At 41.3% G+C, this 23,779-nt stretch carries 37 protein-coding genes; 17 read left to right on the top strand and 20 right to left on the bottom strand.

Annotated elements, in window-relative coordinates; translation table 11 throughout:
* Positions 1 to 23 precede the first annotated feature (23 nt).
* From R7Q39_RS26030 to R7Q39_RS26015, 4 genes are read left to right on the top strand one after another with little or no spacing between them, the layout of a single operon-like run.
* Positions 24 to 416 carry a hypothetical protein gene (locus R7Q39_RS26030; protein WP_053410868.1) on the top strand — a complete coding sequence of 131 codons (393 nt, stop codon included), beginning with the start codon at positions 24 to 26 and terminating at the stop codon, positions 414 to 416.
* Complete coding sequence (locus R7Q39_RS26025) at positions 406 to 891, top strand: lytic transglycosylase domain-containing protein (RefSeq protein WP_053410867.1); 486 nt, start codon at positions 406 to 408, stop codon at positions 889 to 891. Before R7Q39_RS26030 ends, R7Q39_RS26025 begins: the two co-directional genes overlap by 11 nt.
* A gap of 9 nt (positions 892 to 900) precedes the next feature.
* Positions 901 to 1,026, top strand: coding sequence for a hypothetical protein (locus R7Q39_RS26020; RefSeq protein ID WP_258520374.1), 126 nt, complete (start codon positions 901 to 903; stop codon positions 1,024 to 1,026).
* Entirely contained in the window at positions 1,019 to 1,753 is a 735-nt protein-coding gene (locus tag R7Q39_RS26015) for a hypothetical protein (RefSeq protein WP_318077060.1), read from the top strand. Before R7Q39_RS26020 ends, R7Q39_RS26015 begins: the two co-directional genes overlap by 8 nt.
* Positions 1,754 to 1,803: 50 nt before the next feature.
* Here R7Q39_RS26015 and R7Q39_RS26010 read toward each other — a convergent pair whose 3' ends face one another.
* Positions 1,804 to 2,361, bottom strand: a complete 558-nt coding sequence (locus R7Q39_RS26010) for a hypothetical protein (RefSeq protein WP_053409932.1) — start codon at positions 2,359 to 2,361, stop codon at positions 1,804 to 1,806.
* A gap of 18 nt (positions 2,362 to 2,379) precedes the next feature.
* Positions 2,380 to 2,673 carry an HU family DNA-binding protein gene (locus R7Q39_RS26005; protein WP_053409931.1) on the bottom strand — a complete coding sequence of 98 codons (294 nt, stop codon included), beginning with the start codon at positions 2,671 to 2,673 and terminating at the stop codon, positions 2,380 to 2,382.
* A 285-nt stretch (positions 2,674 to 2,958) separates the two neighbouring features.
* On the opposite strand from R7Q39_RS26005, the gene R7Q39_RS26000 reads away from it, so the two are divergent.
* The 5 genes from R7Q39_RS26000 (at position 2,959) to R7Q39_RS25980 (ending at position 6,129) form a co-directional block, all read left to right on the top strand.
* Positions 2,959 to 3,246: a hypothetical protein gene (locus R7Q39_RS26000; RefSeq protein ID WP_053409930.1), complete on the top strand. Its 288-nt coding sequence runs from the start codon at positions 2,959 to 2,961 to the stop codon at positions 3,244 to 3,246.
* Positions 3,247 to 3,248: 2 nt separating this feature from the next.
* Entirely contained in the window at positions 3,249 to 3,527 is a 279-nt protein-coding gene (locus tag R7Q39_RS25995) for a hypothetical protein (protein ID WP_053409929.1), read from the top strand.
* Between the two features lie 82 nt (positions 3,528 to 3,609).
* On the top strand, positions 3,610 to 4,077 hold the full coding sequence (locus tag R7Q39_RS25990) for an H-NS family nucleoid-associated regulatory protein (RefSeq protein WP_053409928.1): 468 nt from the start codon (positions 3,610 to 3,612) through the stop codon (positions 4,075 to 4,077).
* A gap of 182 nt (positions 4,078 to 4,259) precedes the next feature.
* A complete protein-coding gene (locus tag R7Q39_RS25985) occupies positions 4,260 to 5,003 on the top strand; it encodes a cysteine rich repeat-containing protein (protein ID WP_157052372.1) in 744 nt (247 codons plus the stop codon).
* 49 nt (positions 5,004 to 5,052) lie between these two features.
* Positions 5,053 to 6,129 carry a hypothetical protein gene (locus tag R7Q39_RS25980; RefSeq protein WP_053409926.1) on the top strand — a complete coding sequence of 359 codons (1,077 nt, stop codon included), beginning with the start codon at positions 5,053 to 5,055 and terminating at the stop codon, positions 6,127 to 6,129.
* Between the two features lie 50 nt (positions 6,130 to 6,179).
* Here R7Q39_RS25980 and R7Q39_RS25975 read toward each other — a convergent pair whose 3' ends face one another.
* Complete coding sequence (locus R7Q39_RS25975) at positions 6,180 to 6,797, bottom strand: hypothetical protein (RefSeq protein WP_225478143.1); 618 nt, start codon at positions 6,795 to 6,797, stop codon at positions 6,180 to 6,182.
* A 44-nt stretch (positions 6,798 to 6,841) separates the two neighbouring features.
* The gene (locus R7Q39_RS29335; protein WP_053409924.1) at positions 6,842 to 8,227 is read right to left on the bottom strand and encodes a DUF4145 domain-containing protein; all 1,386 of its coding nucleotides are present in this window, start codon (positions 8,225 to 8,227) and stop codon (positions 6,842 to 6,844) included.
* Positions 8,228 to 8,497: 270 nt separating this feature from the next.
* On the opposite strand from R7Q39_RS29335, the gene R7Q39_RS25960 reads away from it, so the two are divergent.
* The gene (locus tag R7Q39_RS25960; protein ID WP_053409923.1) at positions 8,498 to 9,034 is read left to right on the top strand and encodes an adenylyltransferase/cytidyltransferase family protein; all 537 of its coding nucleotides are present in this window, start codon (positions 8,498 to 8,500) and stop codon (positions 9,032 to 9,034) included.
* 63 nt (positions 9,035 to 9,097) lie between these two features.
* Here R7Q39_RS25960 and R7Q39_RS25955 read toward each other — a convergent pair whose 3' ends face one another.
* From R7Q39_RS25955 to R7Q39_RS25945, 4 genes are all read right to left on the bottom strand, one after another.
* On the bottom strand, positions 9,098 to 9,373 hold the full coding sequence (locus tag R7Q39_RS25955) for an HU family DNA-binding protein (protein ID WP_053409922.1): 276 nt from the start codon (positions 9,371 to 9,373) through the stop codon (positions 9,098 to 9,100).
* Between the two features lie 102 nt (positions 9,374 to 9,475).
* Entirely contained in the window at positions 9,476 to 9,970 is a 495-nt protein-coding gene (locus R7Q39_RS25950) for a hypothetical protein (RefSeq protein ID WP_053409921.1), read from the bottom strand.
* A 20-nt stretch (positions 9,971 to 9,990) separates the two neighbouring features.
* Positions 9,991 to 10,518 (bottom strand): metal-dependent hydrolase, encoded by a 528-nt coding sequence (locus tag R7Q39_RS29330; RefSeq protein ID WP_225478145.1) that lies wholly within the window; start codon positions 10,516 to 10,518, stop codon positions 9,991 to 9,993.
* A gap of 20 nt (positions 10,519 to 10,538) precedes the next feature.
* The gene (locus R7Q39_RS25945; protein WP_276404782.1) at positions 10,539 to 11,315 is read right to left on the bottom strand and encodes a hypothetical protein; all 777 of its coding nucleotides are present in this window, start codon (positions 11,313 to 11,315) and stop codon (positions 10,539 to 10,541) included.
* Between the two features lie 276 nt (positions 11,316 to 11,591).
* Between R7Q39_RS25945 and R7Q39_RS25940 the strand changes: the two genes are divergently transcribed.
* The 6 genes from R7Q39_RS25940 (at position 11,592) to R7Q39_RS25915 (ending at position 16,422) form a co-directional block, all read left to right on the top strand.
* The gene (locus R7Q39_RS25940; protein ID WP_053409918.1) at positions 11,592 to 12,293 is read left to right on the top strand and encodes a hypothetical protein; all 702 of its coding nucleotides are present in this window, start codon (positions 11,592 to 11,594) and stop codon (positions 12,291 to 12,293) included.
* 63 nt (positions 12,294 to 12,356) lie between these two features.
* Positions 12,357 to 13,217, top strand: coding sequence for a recombinase RecT (locus tag R7Q39_RS25935; RefSeq protein WP_053409917.1), 861 nt, complete (start codon positions 12,357 to 12,359; stop codon positions 13,215 to 13,217).
* A 66-nt stretch (positions 13,218 to 13,283) separates the two neighbouring features.
* A complete protein-coding gene (locus tag R7Q39_RS25930) occupies positions 13,284 to 14,363 on the top strand; it encodes a RecT family recombinase (RefSeq protein ID WP_053409916.1) in 1,080 nt (359 codons plus the stop codon).
* 48 nt (positions 14,364 to 14,411) lie between these two features.
* Complete coding sequence (locus R7Q39_RS25925; protein ID WP_053409915.1) at positions 14,412 to 14,690, top strand: hypothetical protein; 279 nt, start codon at positions 14,412 to 14,414, stop codon at positions 14,688 to 14,690.
* Between the two features lie 12 nt (positions 14,691 to 14,702).
* Positions 14,703 to 15,866 (top strand): hypothetical protein, encoded by a 1,164-nt coding sequence (locus R7Q39_RS25920; RefSeq protein WP_053409914.1) that lies wholly within the window; start codon positions 14,703 to 14,705, stop codon positions 15,864 to 15,866.
* Between the two features lie 118 nt (positions 15,867 to 15,984).
* Positions 15,985 to 16,422 (top strand): hypothetical protein, encoded by a 438-nt coding sequence (locus tag R7Q39_RS25915; RefSeq protein ID WP_139374574.1) that lies wholly within the window; start codon positions 15,985 to 15,987, stop codon positions 16,420 to 16,422.
* Between the two features lie 37 nt (positions 16,423 to 16,459).
* Here the strand turns inward: R7Q39_RS25915 and R7Q39_RS25910 are convergent, their stop codons facing one another.
* On the bottom strand, positions 16,460 to 16,711 hold the full coding sequence (locus tag R7Q39_RS25910; protein WP_053409912.1) for a hypothetical protein: 252 nt from the start codon (positions 16,709 to 16,711) through the stop codon (positions 16,460 to 16,462).
* 118 nt (positions 16,712 to 16,829) lie between these two features.
* Between R7Q39_RS25910 and R7Q39_RS25905 the strand changes: the two genes are divergently transcribed.
* On the top strand, positions 16,830 to 17,504 hold the full coding sequence (locus R7Q39_RS25905) for a DUF2913 family protein (RefSeq protein ID WP_079324378.1): 675 nt from the start codon (positions 16,830 to 16,832) through the stop codon (positions 17,502 to 17,504).
* 73 nt (positions 17,505 to 17,577) lie between these two features.
* Here the strand turns inward: R7Q39_RS25905 and R7Q39_RS25900 are convergent, their stop codons facing one another.
* The 11 genes from R7Q39_RS25900 to R7Q39_RS25850 all read right to left on the bottom strand — a co-directional run bounded on the left by R7Q39_RS25900 (position 17,578) and on the right by R7Q39_RS25850 (position 23,736).
* Positions 17,578 to 17,856: a hypothetical protein gene (locus R7Q39_RS25900; RefSeq protein ID WP_053409910.1), complete on the bottom strand. Its 279-nt coding sequence runs from the start codon at positions 17,854 to 17,856 to the stop codon at positions 17,578 to 17,580.
* Positions 17,857 to 17,944: 88 nt separating this feature from the next.
* Positions 17,945 to 18,343, bottom strand: a complete 399-nt coding sequence (locus R7Q39_RS25895) for a hypothetical protein (protein ID WP_053409909.1) — start codon at positions 18,341 to 18,343, stop codon at positions 17,945 to 17,947.
* Positions 18,344 to 18,481: 138 nt separating this feature from the next.
* A complete protein-coding gene (locus R7Q39_RS25890; protein ID WP_053409908.1) occupies positions 18,482 to 18,667 on the bottom strand; it encodes a hypothetical protein in 186 nt (61 codons plus the stop codon).
* 80 nt (positions 18,668 to 18,747) lie between these two features.
* Positions 18,748 to 18,912 carry a hypothetical protein gene (locus R7Q39_RS25885; protein ID WP_157052371.1) on the bottom strand — a complete coding sequence of 55 codons (165 nt, stop codon included), beginning with the start codon at positions 18,910 to 18,912 and terminating at the stop codon, positions 18,748 to 18,750.
* A gap of 28 nt (positions 18,913 to 18,940) precedes the next feature.
* Positions 18,941 to 19,927, bottom strand: a complete 987-nt coding sequence (locus R7Q39_RS25880; RefSeq protein WP_053409907.1) for a hypothetical protein — start codon at positions 19,925 to 19,927, stop codon at positions 18,941 to 18,943.
* A 92-nt stretch (positions 19,928 to 20,019) separates the two neighbouring features.
* Positions 20,020 to 20,460: a hypothetical protein gene (locus R7Q39_RS25875; RefSeq protein WP_053409906.1), complete on the bottom strand. Its 441-nt coding sequence runs from the start codon at positions 20,458 to 20,460 to the stop codon at positions 20,020 to 20,022.
* 109 nt (positions 20,461 to 20,569) lie between these two features.
* Positions 20,570 to 21,052 (bottom strand): hypothetical protein, encoded by a 483-nt coding sequence (locus R7Q39_RS25870; protein WP_053409905.1) that lies wholly within the window; start codon positions 21,050 to 21,052, stop codon positions 20,570 to 20,572.
* A gap of 74 nt (positions 21,053 to 21,126) precedes the next feature.
* On the bottom strand, positions 21,127 to 21,963 hold the full coding sequence (locus R7Q39_RS25865) for a hypothetical protein (RefSeq protein ID WP_053409904.1): 837 nt from the start codon (positions 21,961 to 21,963) through the stop codon (positions 21,127 to 21,129).
* Positions 21,964 to 22,039: 76 nt separating this feature from the next.
* Positions 22,040 to 22,594 (bottom strand): hypothetical protein, encoded by a 555-nt coding sequence (locus tag R7Q39_RS25860; protein ID WP_318077059.1) that lies wholly within the window; start codon positions 22,592 to 22,594, stop codon positions 22,040 to 22,042.
* A gap of 86 nt (positions 22,595 to 22,680) precedes the next feature.
* Complete coding sequence (locus R7Q39_RS25855; protein WP_225478142.1) at positions 22,681 to 23,073, bottom strand: hypothetical protein; 393 nt, start codon at positions 23,071 to 23,073, stop codon at positions 22,681 to 22,683.
* 24 nt (positions 23,074 to 23,097) lie between these two features.
* Entirely contained in the window at positions 23,098 to 23,736 is a 639-nt protein-coding gene (locus tag R7Q39_RS25850) for a hypothetical protein (RefSeq protein WP_225478141.1), read from the bottom strand.
* Between the last annotated feature and the right edge of the window lie 43 nt (positions 23,737 to 23,779).

The raw sequence follows: 23,779 nt of genomic DNA, 5'->3' as shown, positions 1-23,779 counted from the left end.
TCAAAGCGCAGCGTATTAATAAAATGACAGATTTAAATGACGAAGAAATCAGAAACCTAAAAATTAAACGCGACCGACTAGCTACTGGATCAGTTATCGGTTTGTATTGTCTATGTATTTTTTCACAGTCGATATACGGCTTGCTGTTCTCAAGCCTTTTCCTGTTCCACTTCGCGGCTCTCTACATGATGATGGACCGAAAAAAGTTATTCGGCATAGACATCATGTACCTACTACTTCCTCAATTAGCTAGTGGATTTGTAGCGTTCTTCCTATTGAACTCCAACGTAACAGGTAACGCCTTTGAATTGATGAAGGAAATTGATTTGACAATTTGGTTTGCGTGCGGCCTCGGCCCTGCATTCATACACCGTGGCTTTAACCATTACTTAGGATTAACCAAGAATGGTCATTGATATATCCCTCGATGACGTTGCACGCGGTACTCCGGTTGCACCAATGGTTATTGAGCAGTGTGTAGAGAAAGCAGCTGATAAACTCGATTTCGACTCTACATTGATGATGGCCATTCTTGATGTCGAACGGGGAAAGAAAGGAACAGTTTCTTATAACGAGTCCAATGGTTCGTTTGATCTCGGTCCCGGGCAGGTGAACACAATTCAGTTTGAAGAGTATTGGTTCAAACATGAGTATCCTGCCGTAACTTGGCAGAAGCTCAAAGATGATGTTTGCCTCAACCTTGAGGTTGCTGGCCGCGTTCTAAAGCAAAGGTTGAATGAGCTGAAAGACGGTCAAAGTGTTTGGAATGCTGTTGGCCATTACCATTCAAAGACTAAGAAATACAAACTAATTTACCTGCAGAAAGTCATGAAAGCGTACCGCATCCGTGCCGAGAAGGAAGGTACTGGTTTTAATATTGTACGACAATGAGAGGTCACTATGCTCAACCCTTGGTTAGATTCAACTCTGCTAGGCTCTCCGCTATACCAATGGATTGTTCCAGTTGGTGCTTTAGCTATCGTGTTTCTTATCGCTATTTCTGCGTATAAAAATAAAAATGACTAATTGCATTTGTGGTTCAACAGCTAAGTACGAAAATGATTCATGCGGTCGTGAACGGCTTATCTGCAATGGGTGTGGGATAACCTACGAAACCGATGGAACTGAGGATATTCTTGGTGAATGGGATCAGATAATGTCCCAGTCCATTCAACGAGCGAATATGACGAATGAAAATATACAAGGTACTTTTCAACTTGGTAGAAAGCATATGTTTACTCAACCACCAGCATTGCTGGTTAAATGTTCTCTAGGAGAAAAATTGATATTTAAAAGAACTCTTGATGAATACATTGCCTCTCCTATTACCCAATTAGAGGTGTCTCAATTCAGGTATGAATACGATACCATGCACAAAAGAATGTCAAAAATTTGGAAGGTATGGGGAATTATCAGTACGATTATTGGTATAGCTGCGTATTTGTGGGTTATATACCTCAGTCCAACTGTAATAATTGGAAAATTCATTCTTGGTGTAATTTTCGCATTTTTTGTTTTTTTGTCAGGGATTATGGTAATCGATAAGTTTGCTGAACGTCGCTACCCCCTAACCTTTAAAGTACACAACACAATATTGACTGATGTGAAAGAGTCACTTAAAGAAGTCACTCTTGACTCTGATAAATTAAAAGGATCTGAAAGGGCCATCAAGCTTTACGAGGCAATAGCCAGAACTGGAAGATCACCCTATAGCTTTGAGGTAGATATAATGAGAGAGCTTTGTCGGTTTTAAATATAAAAAAGGGTGGCCTGAGCCACCCTTTCTAGTTCCAGCTGTTTCAATTATCTATCGAGCAAATCATTAATTTTTGCATTCTTCGCGGCCAGTTCGATGTCACGACTATCGTTACTTTCACTAAAAGTCATCTCGATAGCACCAGCGTTGCAAATCGCACCACCTAAAGCCTCCCGTTCAAGGTTGCTAAACTTAAGCTCAGTAATAACCACTACAAGTGGGCTAGGTAGAAATTTAGGTAGTTCCTTAGCAGTTTCAGCGATACCTTTCTGAATCAGCTTCTCTAACGCGTGTCTATCGTTATGCAAGAGATCGAGAACAGTATCATCTAGCGCAATACCATTCTCTTGCCCTTTCCATTTCATTAAAATCTTAGATTCGTAGATGTACATAATAAAAGGATCATTTCTAACAATCTTGTTCAAACGGTCTGTAATACGAAACAAGATCGACAAAATTGGCACGATTAGAGCAATGATACACAGTGAACCCATGCTATCCGTTAGCTGTGTTTGTTCGATAAAGAAGTGAGTGTACTTTAATTCGATATATGTCAGTACAATTAGGATAGACATTGCATCAAGAAATGTACGATTAATTTTCAACGTTAAATCTCCAGTAAACTACATGATTGATTCTTTAAGAGCCTTCCCCGGCTTGAAGTGCACTCTGCCGCGGTAACCAGTAGAAAGCGTATCCCCAGTTCGTGGATTTCGTTTTGTACCAGGTTTATATATTACGGGTGAAAATGTTCCAAACCCTCTAATCTCGGTTCTTTCACCACGTTCAATACCACCAGCAATATCATTCATGACAACCTTGATCGCCTTCTCGAACTCTTCGACGGTAAGTTGATTATTTTTCTCTGCCAATTTGAGAGCTAATTCTTTCGTTGATACTTTTCCAATTTGATACATAACACTTCCTACACCAAGCATGTCTTTCGAATTCTACACCTTGCGTTTTAAATAAATCAACGACTATGTAATATGAAATTCAATAACTTCTGGTCAAGCCATAGTTGGCAATTACATCGGACATTACTGAACAAGCGATAGATCACACATAACTCATTGAGATGCTGTTGTACTCCTTGTCATTCACTAACATGGTAAAATCTCTCTGTATGTCATCTACATCTTGAAATTACCTATGTTTCAAATGTATCCTTAACCACACATTCAATAAAAAGCGTTTTTAATATGAGTACAGAGTCCTCAACCTCAACAAGTTTTCAATTTACTAAAGAAGCTAAGTCAAACGTTGACCAGTTCCGTCAAGCGACTGGTTTAACTCAGCCTTCTATCATCAATAGAATTTTGGAAAAGGTGTCGGCTGATGATGTAAAGACTTGGTGTGCAGACTTGATCGAAGAAAACGAAGCAAGAAAAGAAGAATCAAAGATCCGAGCGAGTCAAATTTCAGAGTTAAGTAAACTTCCATCAGATGTACTGCAAAGTATCATTGCATCGCAGCAAGTTAATGCATAAAGATGTCACTTGCTGACGAAAGAAAGCAGTTCTTTCAACTTGCTACAGAGGCGGGAATGACAGATGACTTGTCCCTATTTGCTAAGTACTTTGGTCGATTTCAAGGCGCCTCAATCGAACTGGCAGACGGTCGCACTGCCAGTTATGAAATTCCAAGAAATGTGCGTATAGCACCAATCAATGGATACCAACCTACTCAAGAACCATCACCTGAACCTTCAAACATTAAAAGTTTTAGTAACAAAACTTTTAATGATTACGCAAAAGCTAGGCTTAAGTAAGCCTCTTCCTTTTCATTATTTCTACTACTGCTATATACTCGCTATCGGACATAAGTAATTATTTTCTATAGAGGTGAGCAAGGTGGCTAATCCAAAAGAAGCGGTAGAAGACTTTCAAGCTGAATTCTTGAGTGTCATGAGCAGAATCAGACGTATGCGTAAGTATCTTAAGGGCTCTGATTCAACTTCGATGATTGCGATGAAAGATCGCTTAGAAGAGCTTATTCTTGAGCGCGAAATTGAAGAAGAAGAAGAACGCAAAGCCCAGGAAGAAAAACAACGTAGTATTGAAGAAGTCAAAGAGATGATGAAAGCCAAAGGGTTATCAGAATCCGACCTGACTGGCACTGGGTCACAAGATCAAGTGGTAAAAAAAGAAGGCAAGAAACCGCGCAAACCAAAGTACTTACATATTGATGATGAAGGCGAAGAACATCGCTGGAACGGCAAAGGTAGAACACCAAAGTATTTTGCTGACCTCATAGAGAAAGGGGTCAACATCGATAAAGATTGTCTAGCTCGTAACTTAGAACCAGAAGACGAAGAATAATTCCTAAATGCCTCCCACTCGGGAGGCTTTTTACATCCCTACCCGATAATATTTACACTACAATTCTTTTTGATTAAGTATCAAGCATGCAATAATAACTACACTTTTTGAATGCGTAGTATGGTGTAAATTTGATATTCAACAATTCTGTAAATCGAAGACCTATTCGGTACTCATTTCTATTGCTTGGTACTTCTCTTAGTTTGCTATCTACAAACAGTTTTGGTTTTTCATCTGAACAAACGGAAGATTGGCAACAGGAAATTCTTGCTCAAGTTCAACGTCAAACTAAAGCTGCACAAGATGCTCAACCTCAGCAATCTAAAAGCACAATGAGTCAAGAACGGATGAACCAGATACTTGGCCAAGTAAGGGACATCGCATCCGTTAAAGGTGAGTTCCAATTACATCAGGTTCAGAGGTACTGCCAAAATGAGATCAGTAGTTTCTGTACTTCAAGTAGTGGAGATACACAGCACTTACTGAAATGCTTGATCAAGCATAAAGACCGGGCATCAAAGCAATGCTCTAAAGTCCTATCTGATAACAACAGAGCCCAGCCTTCCTTAGCTGATGAATGGCGACATGACATCCTCATACCTGCCGGCAGCACCTATTACGTTGACCCGGTAGACAAAAGCTTAGGAGTAAACCTATCGCGCCCTACTCGGTACATGAACATCCCTATTGTTGGTCAGCTTAGTTGGTACGAAGGTGGATCTATTCGCTCCTATGTACCAAGCAAAACCCCAGTGCAGTACGGTCAACTAGTTTTCGCACCTAACCAGGAAATTACATTATTTCCTAACGGCCAGATTAAAAGAGGCGTCCTTCACCAACCAGTTACCATCGGCAACCTGAGCTTTAACGCTGGACAAATCATTACCCGCGATAGTGATAAACAACCATTTCAATCACTCAAATAGTTATCCACTTTTTCTGTGCAAATACCTGTGAATAGAACCCGGAGTACCAATGAAACAAAAGCGTCATCATGAGTTACTTGGCAAATTGTCCAAATTATTAAAATCGATACCAGCTCCAACTGAAAGCATTAGTGAAGTTGCAAACGCTTTTCTTACGCTCTGTATGGGGATTGCTTTCTCTACATACCTATTTAACTGCTGGTTTGATGCCAAAGATCTTACTGAGTTAACTGCACCACTTTACCTTACGGTAGTGTGCTTAATGAGTTTCAACTTTATTATGCGCCCAATCATATCTATGCTTTTGGGCGCCAAACTTTCAAAGCACAGCTTGATTATCCAGTTCTTTGCGACGTTCTTGTTAGTTAATGTCATAGAGAATGATGCGACTACAATCATCGATAAAATACTGGCTAACCAGGGACTGTCGTTGATGGTTCTCGCAGGTGTTGTGATCGCATTTGCAATAAACTATGTGATGCCTATTCGCCTAATCCATACTGAGTTCCGTGAAAGTCGCATGGGTGAAGCTCGGTTAATGAAAGCTCAACCTTCAATCTCGCCAACCGAACGGGACATTAACACGGCAGCAATTCATGAGGCTGGCCACGCATTAATTTACTCTGCAGCAGAAGGTATCCCTGATTCTTTCAAGGTCGTACTCAACGATAAAAATCGATCAGACGCTACTCTTGGCCAAGTAACATGCCCTCGCTCTGGCCACTTTCTAAATACTGGTACTGAATTGGATTTTGAAATGCTACTTAAGCTTGGTGGACTAGCAGCAGAACTGGCAGTATTTGGCGAACACGCAGATGGCGGTCGTAGTGACATAGACAGTTATCAGAATCTAGCACGACATTACCTTAAAGCGGGTTACTCTGAACTACCCTACTACAATGAGCCAGAATCACAGCTTGAAGTTGATGTGAATTGCCAGTCAATAAATGTCTTAAAAGAAGAATACTTAACTAAGCTGGTAGCATTTATGGAAGCCAACAAGCTGCTATTGGTTGAGTTATCAGAAGTACTCAAAGATAAAGAAATGCTACAAATCGAAGATTTACTACCATTCTTTGAAAAATCAGTTATCCCGGATTGGATGCCAAGAGTCAATTTGAGCTAATAACAAAACAGCCTCCCACGCGGGAGGCTGTTTCATTAAGGGGATTAAAATTAACCTTGCCTGTAAATCATGTTCTTTTTATTGATTACAACATTCTCAGATATTTTTTGGTCACAAGAGACATAGAACCGGATTGCTTCTGGAAGGCTCATGAAGGGCTCTGTGGTAAACGACATCTCTTTATCGGTGTTGCTTTCTAAGCTAAACCTATGAGCTTCTACAGGCAAGCTAAGAGGCCTTACGTGGCCAATTTTGAAATTGTAGCGATCGTCATCACTCAATTTATAATAAGCGGATGAAAGGATAGCTTTGGTAGCATAGAAAAATTGTCCCTCTGGAGCCCCCTCTAAGGTGTATTCATAGTTAAGGGCGCAATTTGTCAACTCTATGTTACTGTTATTTGAAATAACCGCTTTAAACTCCGAATGTGCAGCCATAGTGTCAAATATGACTAACTTTCTAACTTCCATTGTTGTACTATGAAAACTTGTACTCCTCAACTCTACATCTGGCAACTGTTGCTGGGTTATATGCGTATTATTTACAACAATTGGTTCGTCACTTGAAGAAAAGCCAGCAATCGAGGCTGTATCTCCCAAGAAACCATAAGCTGAAAGTAAAACAGTTAGAACTAAGGTAATTGTTATTTTAGTGGGTTTGTTTTTCATTTTCTGTCAGTAATCATCATTAATTATTAAACCGGCATTCACTCTTAATAGAATAAATCATGCGGTAGCAATTGAGGTGGCTTGCCCTTGCAACACTTCTTGTATTTTTTACCAGACCCACAATGACAAGGTTCATTTGGCCCGAGCTTTTCTTGTTTAACATGTGGGTTGAGTTTTTTTTCAGGTTCGAGATCGATGTATTGTTTCGCAAACTTATGAAGCTCAAACATTCCATGCATCATCATGCCCCTTCGGCACCCCTCTTGAGCTGCTTCCTCAATCAGTTCATGCGCCAGTTTTTCATTTTTAGGTAAATATTCTCCGCTTATATATTCCATTGCCAACGTAGATTTAGCACTTTGGGCTCCTTCATCAACAGCCCTATTTAAATAGTCGTATGCAACTTTCTGATCGAAATACGGATTTGCTTTATCGTTATAGAATTGGAAAAGGGAAAGATATACGCCAGGCTCTACACCATCGATGCTCATTTCAAAGTACTTTAAAGCTTCATCATACTTGTGCTGGTTGAAATATAGTTCTTCTGCGTAAAAGAGCTGTGCTGGTTCAAACCCGCGTTCAGCTGCAGCTTTTAGCCTTCCTACTTTCTTTTCGATATTCGCATCAGTAACCAATTCAGCAGTCAGTGCATAGTTAAACAGCGCCTCTAGGTCGGCATGCCTTTGAATATACAATTCTTGTGAGTTGTCATCGAATTGACCTAAGAGTTCTTTTTCCATCGAAATGTCAGCGCTTAAAGTGCAGCAGGCATCATAAAGACTCATAGCGACCGATCTCATTGACTCTGAGTGGGCTTTATCATTTGCTGAAACTACTAAGCTGCCACGTAAACTTTGCTCATTGGCCGCGTTATCGACCAATAGAGCTGCTTTCATCTTTGCTTCAAAATCAGAAGACAGGATTCCTTGGGCAACGACCTGTTGAAATTCTTGGATAGAGAGCTCTATCATTTCAACATCACCTATACGGATGCTGCTATCTTCTAAGATGACCAAATCTTCAAAAAGAGAAATTAGCTGCTTACGGCCTTGCTCAACCAACTGAACCATTTTTTCTTTCTGTTCAGAGGAATCACGAACAGCATTTCCGTCATTTGGTAGATCACGCTCGATATGTGCCCCTTTGTTTCCCAGAATCCTTACCTTGTGAAAACTATCTTTGGTTGTCTTACTGATGATTTGTGATTCAAATAGTGTCTCAATTCGCGTAATCAAGTCAGTTCGGTCGAACAAAACATCATGTTTGTCGGCCAATTGAGTAAGCGTAGAATCTACGATGTGGCGATACTGAATCAACGAGTAGTCAGGCATATTTTTAGCAAACTCAATCGCCTTGCCATAAAGTTCACCGACTTCTGATGATACTAGATAACTCAACTCCAAATCGGTTATGACAGTCTTATTGTTCATTGATGTTCGATTCCTTACTAAAGCATTATTTTATTACTTTAATCTCAACTCCAAATCACACAAGATCTTAAGAGCCAGTTTATGAAGTTAGTAGGTATGAACGTTCATTAGTAATGACTTGGTTTATGATTAGTCATCATTGCTTTCAACTAACCAAAAGATAAAGAATGCTTACATCGCACATGACTTACGCTGAAAAAATATTATAATACTTCACATTCAATATTGAGCGTTTCCAACGTTTAAGTAATGCAGCCGTAAGAGAAAGCTATGAAAGAGAAAATCGCCGTTGTACCAGGTGCATTTAACCCCCCTACTGTCGGCCATTTAAAGTTGATTGAGAGTTTGAATCTATATGACCGTGTTTTTCTAGTACCTATTCAGTCCTATGCCCGAGGGGAGCACTTAACTCCATACGAAACACGCATTGATATGCTTCAAGCCTTCCTTAAGGACGTTCCTACTCAAAACGCCTCTGTGTACGCTGTAGAGCATTTTATTCACCCTGATGGCACTTACGTCAAAACTAGCCAGTTAATTGAATACATAGAGTCTGAGAACCCATCTGCAGATGTGACTCTAGTCGTAAAGCCAGAACACATTGCTAAGTTTTCAACATCGAGTGATACATCACACCTAGTGGGTCGAATATCTTTGTTGGTGAACCCCGAACTGACAAACATCAGTAGCTCAATCGTCCGGGAGAAAAAATTCCGCGACATCGACATAAGCGATGATATTACCCCTTCTGTCCACCAGCTTATTCACGCAAAAAATCTCTATGAAGATTTGGCCGACACCTTATAGAAATACAGAATTTTAGACATAAAAAAAGCTCGGAATACCGAGCTTTTTTTATTTGCGGAACGCTTATTTGTTTACTGCATCTTTCAATGCTTTCCCAGCGGTAAATGCTGGAATAGTGGCGGCTTTGATCTCAATAGCCTCACCAGTTTTTGGATTACGACCTGTACGAGCGGCACGCTCATTTACTTTGAATGTACCAAAACCGACAAACTGCACTGGCTCTTTAGCTGCTAAAGACTCCGTAATACCTTCTAGCATTGCGTCAAGTGCGCGGGTTGCTGCTGCTTTAGAGATGTCAGCTTTTTCTGAGATAGCTTCTACTAGTTGCGTCTTGTTCATTGTTTTAGTTCCTTGTTATGAAATCATATAAATCAGTGGAGCCTATTTAAACGCTAAATTTTGAATCATGTCAACGAATACAATAAATCTAGCGTTTATCAATTATTCAATCGTACTTAATGTGTTCAATAGTGCACTTAATCGGTCCATTAAGTTAAGCACGTTAACACCATATGAAAGATAATATGCTTCTTCAATTACCAGCCTTTCATTCTTTAAATACAGCTTAATGTTTGGGTGAGCTTCATTCATGGCCATAACAGTGTCACTATCAAATGAGACAGTACTAGGCATCACTGAACGGAGAAGAATAAAATCAGACTTACACTCTAAGTCCCATTCAATATGCTGACTCAAATTAGACACTTGAATCTCTACACCAAGATCAATGACTCTTATATGCAAGTCTCGACATTCTGGCATAAAAGAATAATGTAGGCCACTTTCGCCAAATTCAGATGCTACGCTTGAAATCAGGCTAATCATGTCCTCGGGTGAAGCTTCTTCTAAAACACTATCAGCATCAAATTCCTTAAGGGCAAATTGAGGAATGATCCCCTTAATGCTGATAACCCCCGTAATGCTTTCATTAATCATGCATTATCACCTTCTCAAAATCAGGTTGTTATTAAACCTTGTAATATGTTCAAAACGTCATAACCAAGCCAAACGGCAATTGCAGCCGTAGCTAAAGCTGTCGTAAATAAGTACTCAATGAACCCTCCTGTCCTAAAACATATGGGGCTTCTAATTTTTATAGTTAATGGCCAGAATAGACGAACTCCTGCTGGTGTTAATGCATCTCCTATTAAGTGTGCGACGAATCCAAAGCATACTGCAGCTGCTATACCTATGTGGCCATTTAGAAAGTAAAAGCAAGCGGCAAGTGCCCAAATTGAATGTGTGATACCCCGACTATGCGAATCCTCATTCCAAGGAAGCAAAGCCCGGTCCCCTTGTAGCCAACTTAATGGTACTGATATAAATTTCACTCGCCGGCCTAGCAAACTCTCAGGATGATCGATGTCTGGAATCAGCGAGCCGAACAATACCGCCAAGAACATAGCTGCTGATTCAAGCGGTTGCGGTTGGTAATTCAAAAGGTACGGTTCAGCTAACAGCCAAGCCGCACCAGCACTGATCACATGATTTCTGCCAAGCACGGTTAAATCTTGCTTTCAACGGTTTGAATTAAAGAAGAAGCTGATGACGTCAATTCATTAGCACGAGATTCTTTTTCTGCAGATGCCTGCTTAGCTGCAGCTGCATCGGCTTTAGCTTGTACTTCGGCTTCAACTTCGGCCTTAGCTTTTGCAGCGGCGGCAGCTTTATCAATCTCTAACTGTCGACGCTCTTCTGTGCGGCGGCGAACCTCGGCTTCAACTTCTTCATATGCTTTTGCTGCGGTTGCCTGTGTAGTGTCACCTGCTTTACGAGAAAGGATCTTTGCTTGGTTCTCGTATGACAAATGCAAGAGTGTGTAGACGGTGTACTTACCATCGATAAGCACTACCTCGTTTTTTACCGTTGTGACACCAACAATGTCTGCAGAGTCCACAAACTTCGTCACTACTGATTCTGCATCTGACTCCACGTTACCGTTAGAACCTGCACGCATAAAGGCACGTTCACGGCCTGACACTTCCTGACTCAAAGTTTTTGCGAGCGTGAATTCTGCATTGAGCTTAGCGTGATTCATTGTGAACTGGAGATTATTGCTGGTGGCTGTACCTACAGCATAAATGCCTTGATCATCGTTCTGCGGTGCATTTAGGAACCAGCTAGGGACAGAGTTAAATTTCTGCTCTTCTTTGCTGTACTTCACTTCTTTCTCTTGTTGAAGCTTTTCCTGATACTGTTCGGCAGGCGTAGTTGAACAGCCAGCCATAACAAGTGTAGCGAGTAGAGAAAATGCCATAACGTTAGATTTTACTAATTGCATAATTTTTCCTTTCAGTTGGTTTACTCGACTATCATCGCGCAGGTCACAGATCCCGCAAGTCCCCAAAAACCAACTTTTTTTAATTTTTTCTAATAGCTTGAAAGACCATCAATCCTTCCAATTTAGTAGCCTAAATCGGGTGTATATGCTCAACGGAATGTAAGCATTGTAACAATCTTGAATAAGCTAATATAGCGTAAATATCACGCTTTCATTGTTGCGCGTTTTGAACTTATAAATATTTTAAATAGGTATATTTTAAAACTGGATTGAGATATGAAAAGTCATTACCAAAACTTAATGAGTGATATACGTGGTGTGTACGAGCTATTTTTAAACAACGCTACTTTAAACACTGACCTTGAGATCAAATATTTACACAATTTAATCCCTGATCTCGAACGTAGCCATGCGATGACAGGCGGTACATTGGAAAGTCTAATCCAGGCAATAAGTCACGCAGCCAAATTAGGACTTACGTTATCCCCAGATAAAGGCTTAGCAACATTGTCAGCAATAACTACATCTAACAATTCACTCGAATATTACCTTGATGTGCCATTGGCTGGCATTGAAGTTACGATGTCACGTATAACTGAGTACAAATTGGCGTATCTTGATGTTGTAACAGGTGATGATGGTATTGGCTGGAGTGGTGATGTTTTCGGTACCAACTGTCCGGTAAAAGCACCCGTAAAGAATGAGATGATAAAAGGTGCTATCTGCATTATTGAAGTACCTAACGGAGATAGTCTGGTTACCACCATTACTATTAGAGAACTTAAAGAGCTTTCTCGTTTAAGTTCTGGCGATCTCAAATCTCTATCCCCTGAATTTGCAAAACGTCATGTGTTTAAACGGGCATTAAAGAACCTAATCGCCCCTCCCCACTCTCTCATGTCAGAGTTGCAGCAAGCAACAAAAGATATAGACATAGCCTTGTTTAACCATAACAGAGAGTTTTCCACTCAAGCATAAGGCTCTGCAGACTAGCGCGATCTAAAACATAGGGTTTAATTTGGGGAAAGAGAGGAATCCAGCATGAAAAAATACCAGTTCGCCATTAATCAAATAAAACATGACTACAGCAATATCGTGCAAGAAAATGGTTACGATCATTTAGACTTCGGTGTTGAATCCCGTATAGCTTTACGATTGATTGCAAACTCCCACAGTCGAGTTCCTTTGTCTAAAACAAGCCCTGAAAGTGTAGCGCACGCTTTATTTAACGCGGGTGCTCTAGGGTTGTCTTTATCCCCATCACTTGACCATGCGATGGTTGTAGGTGAAATGAGTGCATCCGGGCAAGCAATTGCAAAATTGCATGTCACCTACAAAGGCCTACTTCATCTATGCGCGGAAGCTAAAGCTCTAACTCACGTAACGACATGGGTTATCCATGAAAAAGACACTGTGAGACTGAGTAACGACTTAACAAGTAAACCTCAAGTTGATATTCCAAATTTATTTGGTGACCGCGGCCCAGTTGTTGGCGCCCTTTGCTGTGTATGTACCCCAAGTGGTGATTATCTCACGACACTCATGAAAGCTGACGAGCTTAACCAAGTTGCTTTGCTTAGTGGCAATGAAGCGTGGTTCGGAGTGTTTGCAGATGAATTTCGCAAAAAACAGACATTAAAACGAGCGCTACATTCATTGGCAAGCGCCCAGCACGGTCGTCTATCAAAGGCTGCGAAGTACTTATCAGAAGATGATTTAGATCTTTATGAACGAACCGAGCGACGCGCAATCGTCAATTCGTCACGCCAAGTGGAAGCTAAAGCAAACCACCGCACTCGAGCAGAAGCATATTTCAAACGTACTCCACAAACTGAAACCGTGGCCACACCATCTATTGAGCCAGAAGAAACAGCAACTACACAAGGACTGTATTTTACGTAATTGCCTAGTTGCGGGATTAGTACTTTAAACGATTATGTATTAAAGCGATAAATTGAGGACTTAATAATGCAACGAACAGCTCAACAGCATTCTGGCTACACTGCAATGGATCAGGGTCAACACCACGGTCGCAATAATGACATGCGCCCACCGATGGAGCAGCAACGTGCACCCCAAAGAAGTGGCCAATCACGTTCTGTTCAAACACGACCACAGCAGCCGGCGCAACGTGCTCAAAGTCACCCACAAGAACAACATCCGAATCAGCCACCAGCTCAATGGCAAGCACAGAATAATCAACGCAAGCAACAGTCGAGAAATACATTGCCTGCAGCAAACTTCAATGAAATTGGCTCGGTATTAGATGGCGCTAAGGATTCGTTTGAGAAAATTGCAAAAAGCTCGGGACTAGACATCCGGTTTTATGAAGAAGCGATTTATGCGAAGCAACTGATCGAAGCTAACTTCAATAATTCAAATAATAAAGATTTTAGCCTTGCGTATGCTACTCACGAGTCAATTAAGAAATCCCTTGTTCTGGTTGCCAATAGTGGCCTGACGCTCAACCCGCAGCTTGGTCTTGCTTACTTGGTCCCACGTTGGAATAAGAACCTTAAGCGCGTTGAGTGCCACTTAGAGCCTTCATACAAAGGTCTTCGCCGTCTTGGTATAGACAGCGGCGCGATTGATAGTGCTGTTGCCGAACTGGTTTATAAAAATGATGACTTTAAATGGGTAGACCGATTCACAAAGCCTATTCACGAGTACAACCCTTTTGATAGTAAAGCTCGTGGTGAATTAGTTGGTGGCTATTGTCTAGCTCGACGCCCGGACGGAAGTTTTATCTGTACACCAGTCAGCATGGATCTAATCAATAAAGTGCGCAATTTGTCATTTGGTGCAATATGGAACGATTGGTTCGAGCAGATGGTTTCAAAAAGCATCATTCGCCAAGGCTTTAAAGATTGGCCAATCAATAGCACAGGTCCAATCGCAATGCGTTTAAGTGCAATGCAGGATTACTTGAAAGGTGTCGATGCCAATACAGATACCGTTCCTGAATATGACACGCAACCGGTAGTAAATGGGCACGATGAACACTTGCCTTATCACGAAGAGATGCCTTACTACCAACCACAATACTAATTAACCAGCCCCGGTTCGCCGGGGCAAACAAAATGAGATATATCAACTATGCATTCAAACTCTCAAACAGAAATTCTTGCTGAAAAAGCTATCGCCCTATTTTTGAAAACATCAGGTGCCACGACAGCTGCCGACGCTCAAAAAGCGTTAAACAAACTGGTTGCAGTAGCTTCACAAGCAGTTGAGACAGTAGTAGGACATGATGCTGCTATCGACATGCTCGATGGCGTTAAGATTAACTGTTCATTCAAACACACCAGTAATGCCCTAGCTGTTAGTGCACCACGGCATTTGAACATCATGGCCTGCGCGCCAGGCATTCAATAAGCTGAGGTAAGAATGGGAGTCAACAAAGCATTAACTGTTGCACTGATTACTAAAGATGGCCAAACATTAGAACTTGAGACTAAGCGAGGAAGCCAAGGTCACATTATTGAATTGACGGAAGTGATTGCCGGTGGACAGCTTAAGAAGAGTTTTCACCCAGCGACTCCAAAGCCAATTCCATCAGACATCATCTTTGAGGTGTTTAAGACTGTTGTGAATGCCTATATCAAGGAAGGCTCAATCGTTATTGATTCAACCATGCCATTCAAATTTGAAAACAACGTGGATGAATCAAACTTCCCACTGACAACTGATATAGATGCATGTAATGAAGTTGAGTTAAAAGAACGCTTTAATAACGCTGACTACGCGATCCAAGTGGTTCCTGCGTATGGTGTCGAAGCACTGGTCAGTTTTGACGCTGACGCTCAGTATGCAATTTCGGTAATGAGCCCTGCAGGTATTCCTATCTGTGTGAATCAGCGAAACATGGCTGTCCTGTGCAAAATCAATCAGTATTTAGAGGGGCGTAAACTTGTTGTAGATGTTGAACTGGCAGTTGATGGCTCAGTGTATATCAAAGACATTTACTATGACGGTTGCGACAGAACCAAAGATAATCTTACGGATCGAATCGGATACTTAAACAAGATTTTTGACCGAGAAATCCCCTACACCTATGTTGTAAACCCTCTTGTAACCGAAGAGGAAAAGCACTTCGCATTTAAGTCATGTGAAGTGACTGGAAATGAAATTGTCTTAGTACATAAAGGCCATGTACGAGATTCTAATCAGATAACAAGAGTGAAGCACAAGATGGATTTGAAAAACGAAACTACGCTCCAGGTCATGACAGTTTGCAAGGTCACGAACACAGTAACACTCTGCGCTTATGTCGATGGTATTCCTATTGAGTTGGGTAAAGCGAACAACTCGCTAGAGCTCGACGTCGAAGAACTAGATAATGTAAGGGTAAAATTTAGTTCTGCGGCGACAGGAGAAATCAAAAACATTGAGATTATCTCAAAACTTGAAGGTGATGAACCCGCGTTATTAGATCCAGTCTTAGCTCGAAAACTTGGATTCAATCTTCACCCAAAAAGCATTACTGTGCGTGAATTGTATTCAAGCGAAGAGATTGGGTTCTTAGATAAATTGGAACAATGTAAAGACTGATATAAACTACACGTTCTAAATTGAGCGTTTAAATATGAATATAGTATCAAACTACCCAGCTGTCCTACTTCTCGTGGCGGTCGCTTTAATATCGATATACCACATAGTAAAAAGAAGTATGGGAAAGAATAAGCCAAAAAAATCTAAATCGGATGCAAAGTATCTCACTAGAACGATCGGTGAAACAGAGTCCGAAATGCGGCTGTACTTGGATGTGAATGAGCAACTTGGTGATTGTTACCTAGTCCAGTTCGGTACGAGCTTAAAGACAATAGTTAGCAAGATTGAGCAAGATGTGCCTGATGTGGCAATTGATATACTGCTTCTGGACCCAAGAACATTGAAACCACAATTGGCATTCTTTGTGACTGCTGGTGGCCGAGACTGGTATAACGAGTCTGAATCAAAGACGCTTGAAGCGCTCGATTTGCTTAGTAGTCTCAACATCCATACTTTATCGATGCCGAAGCAAGACTACTATAAGGCGGATATAGTCGTTAAACAAATGCTAGATATGCTTAATGACACTGATGGTGAGACGAAAGAATTTTACTAAGTTACTGATCAGAAAAAGGCTAGATTGCATTTGCTCTCTAGCCTTTTTTCATTTCGCGTCGCCCAAGGTATAAAGCGACCAATTTTGATATAATCCCTGCCACAAAGATAAGGGCGAGGTATACCAGAACCTCTTGATTATTATTGTTTGTCCATTCGAAAAAAAATGCTGCTATCGAACCGATAAAGCAACCGTTACCAAAGTTAGAAAGGAAACGGATATTTCTATAACGAATACAAAGGGTAATGATAATCAAGGTTACTACTACAACACTTAGGATGACAATCATTCTGCTCTCCTACCAATACCTGCCTTTCACTATAACACTAGATTTTTAAACAACCAAGGTCTTGCATGTTCAATATTCGTTGTATAATGGATAAAAACCTAACCAGAAAGACAGTATTATGAGTTTAAGTTTAAGACACGATAATCCAGCAAAGCTTGCGCACGTCGCGTGGTGCGCCCTTGTCGCTCTTGGAATTGCGCGTAAGTACCCTAACCCACCTAAAAACCGTGTAGCAGCGAATAAATTCATTGGCCAATGGGCGATTCAAGCGGCTAAATCTGGTCGATTTGGAAACGCCTTCAAAGACGAACTGGACATCTGGGCTTCAAACGGCATAAAGAACGGAATGCTGAGTAACATGGAGAAAAGTCTTGAGTCAGTTATTGAGGCTTATCAGAAGAAAGTTGAGCACGCAAAACGATTCCCAGGCAGCTACAAACGCCGTATCAATAATGCCGGCGATAAGCTAAAAGAAGCTGGTTGGGAAATTACATGGGGTTTGGACCGAGATTGGGAAACAGAAGGCACATACGAAGCTACAGCCGAGAATACTGCTTTCATTATGCGCGAGCATTTTGAATCCTTTGATAACCTTGGCCGTTTGACAGCTCCAATCACGCTTTTAGTCGTTAGCAACAACGTTCAAGAGCTCGTTGACGCATTCTATGACTCAGGCATCGTTTTATTCCTGCATCAGAAAAATCGTCATAAGGGTCGAACACAGTATGCTATCGAGATATGGCCAGATAATAATGGAAGCCCGGACAAGCATATGCCGCAAACAAACGTGTAACTCCCCATATATTTGAACCAAAAAAAAACCCGTAGGCGCCTCATTAGAGGACAACCTACGGGTTTTTTATTTACTACAGCCTTTTAACTATCAGAGATAGCCAAAATAGACCAAGGCTGATTGCGATAAGAATCAATCCGACAGTTAAGCCGATATTGTCTCCACTCGTAACCGCTATACCTATAAGTCCAGCTGCCGCTGCGTTAGCTGCAGTAGCAGATAGGAAATTACCCAAATCTGCTTGCTGCGACTTTCTCAGCTGTTTGTTTTTCTGTTGACGTCGTTTATCGTTCTTTTGAAGAGCGTTTTGGCGACGTGTATTTCTGTTTTTTCTGTTTTTATGTTTCGCCATAATATTCACCTATACGTTATTGAAACCCAGGTGAGAGACACAGCGAACCCATATGGGAGGCTATGCTCCCAAATGGGGATATTTTGATTTAATTTACTTTCTTTTTTACAACAAATACTTCTCGAAGCTGTGGTGTTACGATGCGTATATCAGCAATGATCTGAACACTCAGACTAATGAAGATAGACACTGCTATAACAGACCACATAGGCTCTACTGCGTAGGCAATAAATACCTTCAGAACACTTAGTACCACTAGTGGCACAGCAAGCGTAACTGATGCCTTAGAACACCACTCCTTAACAAACTGAGGTTTAATAAGTGCCAGAGCACTTAACCCCATTACAATGACCAAAAACGATAGAGTTTTTACGTTTGCCTCAAAGACATTCGTAAATTCAGAACCGTCAGCTGCTGAAATGACACATGCCACTGCAGAAACCAAAATTAGTTTTTTAGCTGAATTAGTATTGTTATTGCTTTTCATATTTTTATTGTCCTTTTCCCCTGCCCTAAACTTCGCACTTCTTTAAGTTACTGCTCCATTTTGAAAGAGGTTGTGTGTTTTATTTCAGGTCCGTAGAACTGAAACTGACTAGTTATTGAAATAGATAGTTAAGTTGAATTAGATTTCGTCTAACTCGTACTTTGATGCCAGTTGGCCAACGCACTCTGCAGGTGTTTCATTCCCCGCGAAGCACGACTCAACCATTTCAGGTCCAACATCATCGATACCTATCCCAAATTGTTGCTGTAACAGTTCCTCAACCTTGTGAAAAAAATCACTTTGAGGCTTGTTCGCTATAGTCATATTTTCTCCCCAGCCTGAACAAAGGAGTATCCCATCCGGGAAACTCCCCGAACGGGCATTAGTGTGATTGAAATGTGGTGTTAGATATTCGCCGCTACTAAATCAACATGATCAGAGGGCAACCAACCTGACTCGAAGGAATCTCGCAAAGAGACTTCATCGATGTCACCATCGTTCACGCCAAGGCGTGATTTCAATAGGTTTACTACTTCTTTTTTAAACTCGTTGTATGTAGAGAATTTCATAATTGTTTTCCTGCTATTAATTGAAAATTTAGATACTTGCACTTGAGTGAACAGATACTGAATTGTCTAAGACCATTCCGCTCCATTTAGCCATCTCAAGTTGCTCTTTAGCTTCTTCGGCTTCTGCAATTGCTTTTAACTCAGCTGCACGACGTTCGCTTTCTTGGCGATCTCGTTCAGCTAAAAGTGCTAATCGCTTTTGCTCACGAACTGCTGCAAAGAAGGCCTCACGCTCTGGTCGTTCCATATCGAGTAAAACTCGACATTCACTTACCAATTCATGAATTTGCCCACGTACTTCGCAGCGAAAAGAAGCGTTAAAATCTTCATTTATTCCCAATACGCAACCGCCTAAGTAATTTGTAGCTAAGCTATCCAGAGCATCGTAGTCCTCAAATTCATCTAAAGTTGTCAGGTCAAAAACTTCTACCTTCAAACTGAAAAACTTGAGTTCACCTTTAATGATGGATTGCATTACTTCGGTATCGTTTTGGATGTCCTCTTCGGCATCACAGCCAAAAAGGTCAAACCAATCTTCATTGCACTTGCTAACAACCACACGAAGGCGCCCCAGGTGACGTGTAGACACGATTTCAGGTTCATCTTCGGTTGGTGTAGCTTCAAGAAACGCATAACCCTCAGACTCGAACCTAGCGGCCAAATCTGTAAGGTCTTGCTTAATAGCTTTGACAAACAAATCACATGCCTCTCTTTCGAGTGGCGTAGGATCTGATGACATTCTCCAATCTTCATACTCGGCATCGTATTTACCACCAGCGGAAAATTCGATGTCTTTATCAATAGCTCGTTTCACGGCTGCGCGATGTTTACCCGTCATAAGGCGATCACATAATGTTTTCGCATCATCAGAGTGAAGTTTTGCTTCCGGGAAAAACACACCATCGCCTTGGCAATAATTAAGTGACCAAGTGGTGTTATTTTCTCGAGCAATATCGTCGTAACCTAAGCTTTTGAGTTGAGAGTTGAAATAAGCAGTTAGTGTTTTTGTAGTCATAATTCCTCCACAGAATTGTTATTCAGGAGGGACTATCCCCAAAAGGGATAATCACACTCCCTTTTAGGTTGATGGTTTAAAGTTGAATCGGTTTAGTGAGCGTAACGCTGAATGTATGAACTACGGATGCCGGCACGATCGTAATCGCACAGGTTGATAGTCCATACCTTAACAACGTTCTTCACTGGGTGAATGTAAGGTGTTTTGGTTAGAAACTCCTTCACCATTACCGTAGACGTAGCTTTAAGCAACTCAGTCGGTACCATTGGGTAAGTTGAGCCACCAGCTGCAGTAATCTGAGCATCAGTAAACTTACCACCCCAAGGGGCGCGAGTCGGGTTAAAGCAAATGTCGTATTCATCTTTAGAATTGTTTTTGAAACCTAAGATGACACCAAAGCAACCGGCAGGAGCTTGGCTATCAAAAGAATCAATTACTTCAACAAAATCACCAGGCATTGGTACGTCATAAACATCGTTTAGTACGCATGCAGGTGTATCTGAAAAAGTAGTGTTGTTGTTTGTTGCTTGCATTTTAATTCCTCCACAGAATTGTTTGTGAGGGGAAAGCGAACACAACTAGCCCGTGAGGGAGTTGTATTCATCCCTCATGGGTTTGGTTAATTACTAGATAGAAACGTCGTTATGACGCTGTTTGGAGCGATTCACACGATAAGAAACGAAGCCTGTCTTTGTTTGAAATAAACAAATGAGAAAACTCCGGGAAAGTTCTAATCGTATGGAACATCGGCGGGTACGCGGCATCATCACCGGAATACCGTTGAATGGCTTCTACAAGATCCATCAGTTCAGAAGCTTTCACTTCCATAAGAGACAAATACTCTCCACTGACATCACCGATTACCGTTTCAAGGGTTGGGTCAATGTACGTGTCACCAACTTTAAGCCAGGCATGTTCAATAGGAATGATGCTTTGATACACCCCTAAGACATAAGTCGCATCGAGATGCATGGCCAATTGAATGCTGTTATCAAAGCATCGCTTTGGTAAAACAACTTCCTGAGCAATCTCACGTTGTTGTTCATTCATTGGTTGCACTGATACAGGTACTAATTCAGCCGGGTTAAGGCCATAAGACAATTTCACAAAAGTAGATAAAGACATGGTTATTCCTCCACAGAATTTATGAAGGAATAGCCCAAAGGGGTTATCCCTTCGGGGTAGTTAAAATGTAAGTACTAAGCGTTGGTGCCAATATTCAAAGAGCCAAAGAATGCGCGATCTTGCTTAACATCTCGGCTTAGAATTTTTCCACTGCTTATAAGTTTGCTGCGGGCACAAAGCATCACATTATCGATTTGCATACGAACTGCTCTTTTGTAGAGAGCTAATGGGTTTTTGCCCAAATCCATAATGAAACCTTCAAGAGCTGTGTGCTGCACCGTTTCGCCATCCCACTTCAACTCAAAGCACATAGTGAATAACTCACCATCACGTTGATATATTTTTTGAAGTGATAAAAGCTCGCGGTCAAAGTTCGCGTAGTCCTCAATCTCATAATCCAAATGAACTTTACGGATCTCTAACTCACATCGACCATGCTTGATGGTACGTAACATGTGTGTCTCACCGTGTCTTGAATTATGGATATACAGATTGTTGGCCAGCTGTTTTGCTGCAGCTTCCAACTCATTACGAACTTTAGCAATTTTCGCTTTCAATACTCTCGACACTTCCGGGATCAAGTATGAAATCGGAGTGTTAGTAACGACAGGACGACAGTAAATTTCATCGTCTGTTGGTACAACAGAGTTCTTACCAACGATTAAATCAAAATCATCAATGTTATCGAGCAACGTCCAAAGGTTTACACCGGTGAACAACTCACTGATCAAAGAATACTTACCTTGAGAGCTAAGTTTCACTTTGTTTTTAGGAACAAAATCAAAAGCAAAGACTTGTCCTATATCATCAGCTTCAAACTTCACAAATGACGCGAGTTCTGAAAGATTTGCATAGTTGGTTTTGAATCGATCTTCGATAAAACGAGCGATAGATACGCACTTATCTGACATGGGTTAATTCCTCCACAGAATTGCGAGGGAGCTAACCCACAGAGGGTAGCCCCTCTGGGTTATTGGTTGTTATTGATTAAGCGACTCGTGAAAGTCGTGGGCGACTGTAAAATTCATTCAACATTTTGATAGCGCGAGTCATAACTTGCGTCATGACGTCGTTATTACCGTTGAAGAATGACAGCCATTCACTCCAATGAGTGGGTGTTGTAGGGATTTCCTTTGTCACAAGACCACTAGAGGCAACATTGCGATCATTAAGTACTTTCCTCACCTTAGCGATCAAGTCATCAGAGTTAAGTATCAAGCCAAATTCAATTGGTGGCTTACATATCAAAGACTCAACATCTTTGTGCTTTAACTCCTTAAAGGTGACTTCATCATACCCTTTGACATGAAAGAAGCGTGCAGTCGAATCTTGACGCATGTAGTACTCGAGTAAGAACGGTGACGCGCCAATCCGTAATGGAAGTAGCAACGAACCACACTCTCGAAGCATCCATACGTACTCACGGTTGCCATACTTCTTCAAATTACTGAAATCAATATCCAAGTCTTCCTTGTAAAACTTAGGAAGGTTGACTGATTCAGCGTGTTCTTTCATCTTTTCAATAACAGTTTTAATAGACATAGTGATTCCCCACAGTAGTTGGTTGTTACCAAAGGGAATACTTTCCCAAAGGAAGCGTTACCCTTTGGGAGTTGGTTGGTTTTACATTATTTGATTTTCGCGGAAGGCACTAAAACCAATCCGGCCGATTTTGGCTGGCTTGGTTCTGGCTCAGGGTCTTTACCTTGTAAAGCACATTCAATCATCAGGTTACTAAGTCGCTTGGTTGCCCTAACGTAAGTACCGATAAATATCATGTTCATAATAGGGTCGACCGGATTTAAAAACGAATCTCCCCATATAAGCTTCTCTGTGATCATCATTGTGAAATTAATCGCAAAGTAGGCAACAACGAACAACATCAACATTGTCCCTTGATTAAAGCCAGAAATTACAAATAGCTTACGATAAAACCTCTTTTCTTCTTTGGTTATATCAATAGCCTCGCGCATCAGTTGAACGGTGCGGTGAGTACTTAATGCATGGTTAAATTTTTTCATGTTATTGCTCCACAGAGAGATTGGTTAGGCAGGTTGTGACGTTAAGAATTGGTCCAGGCATCTGTTGACCGAAGAGGTAACAAAGTTATGCCCTTCAACATTTCTAAGGCGGCGGCGTACACTTAAGCGAAATCTCGCAATAAGTGAGTCACGAACTCGCCAGTCGACTAACCCTTCTTTATCAAATTCATCTGCTACCACTTTGGCTTCAACAAGAATCAACTCACGAATAGTTGAGCTCATTTCGTCTTCACTTTGTGGCTGTGCCGTACATGATTGTGTATTTTCTATAAGTGATTCTCCGACATCCAAGGCAGCGATAATCGCTCTGGCATCTTCAAATTTCTTAGCACCCGTCATACCAAGTTTTGCCAGAAGTTTACCGGTAACGAAATCCAGGTCAGTGTCAGAAAGTTGCTTCTTAACAATGAGTGAATCCGCGGTTACCTCTTCAAACTGGCCCTCATTCATTAGCTCGTTAAAAACGTCGTTTCCCCTTCCCTGTTGGCGACTTCCTTGCTTGAGTAATACTCGGCTAATGGAAGTAAATTGCTTTTCAGGTTCAAGGCCAGCTCGCATATCGCGGAAGCTTTGGCGTTCTTCTTCAATGGCATGAACAATAGTTTTTGATTTACGGTCTAGAAAAATACGTGTTGTTGACATGAGTGTTTCCTCCACAGGAATTAAGTAAGAGGGAAACACTGAC

Source organism: Vibrio sp. 947 (assembly GCF_033339115.1).
GTDB classification, from domain to species: domain Bacteria; phylum Pseudomonadota; class Gammaproteobacteria; order Enterobacterales; family Vibrionaceae; genus Vibrio; species Vibrio alginolyticus.
The sequence above is the reverse complement of the archived record's forward strand: the minus strand, read 5'-3'. Positions and strand labels throughout refer to the sequence as shown.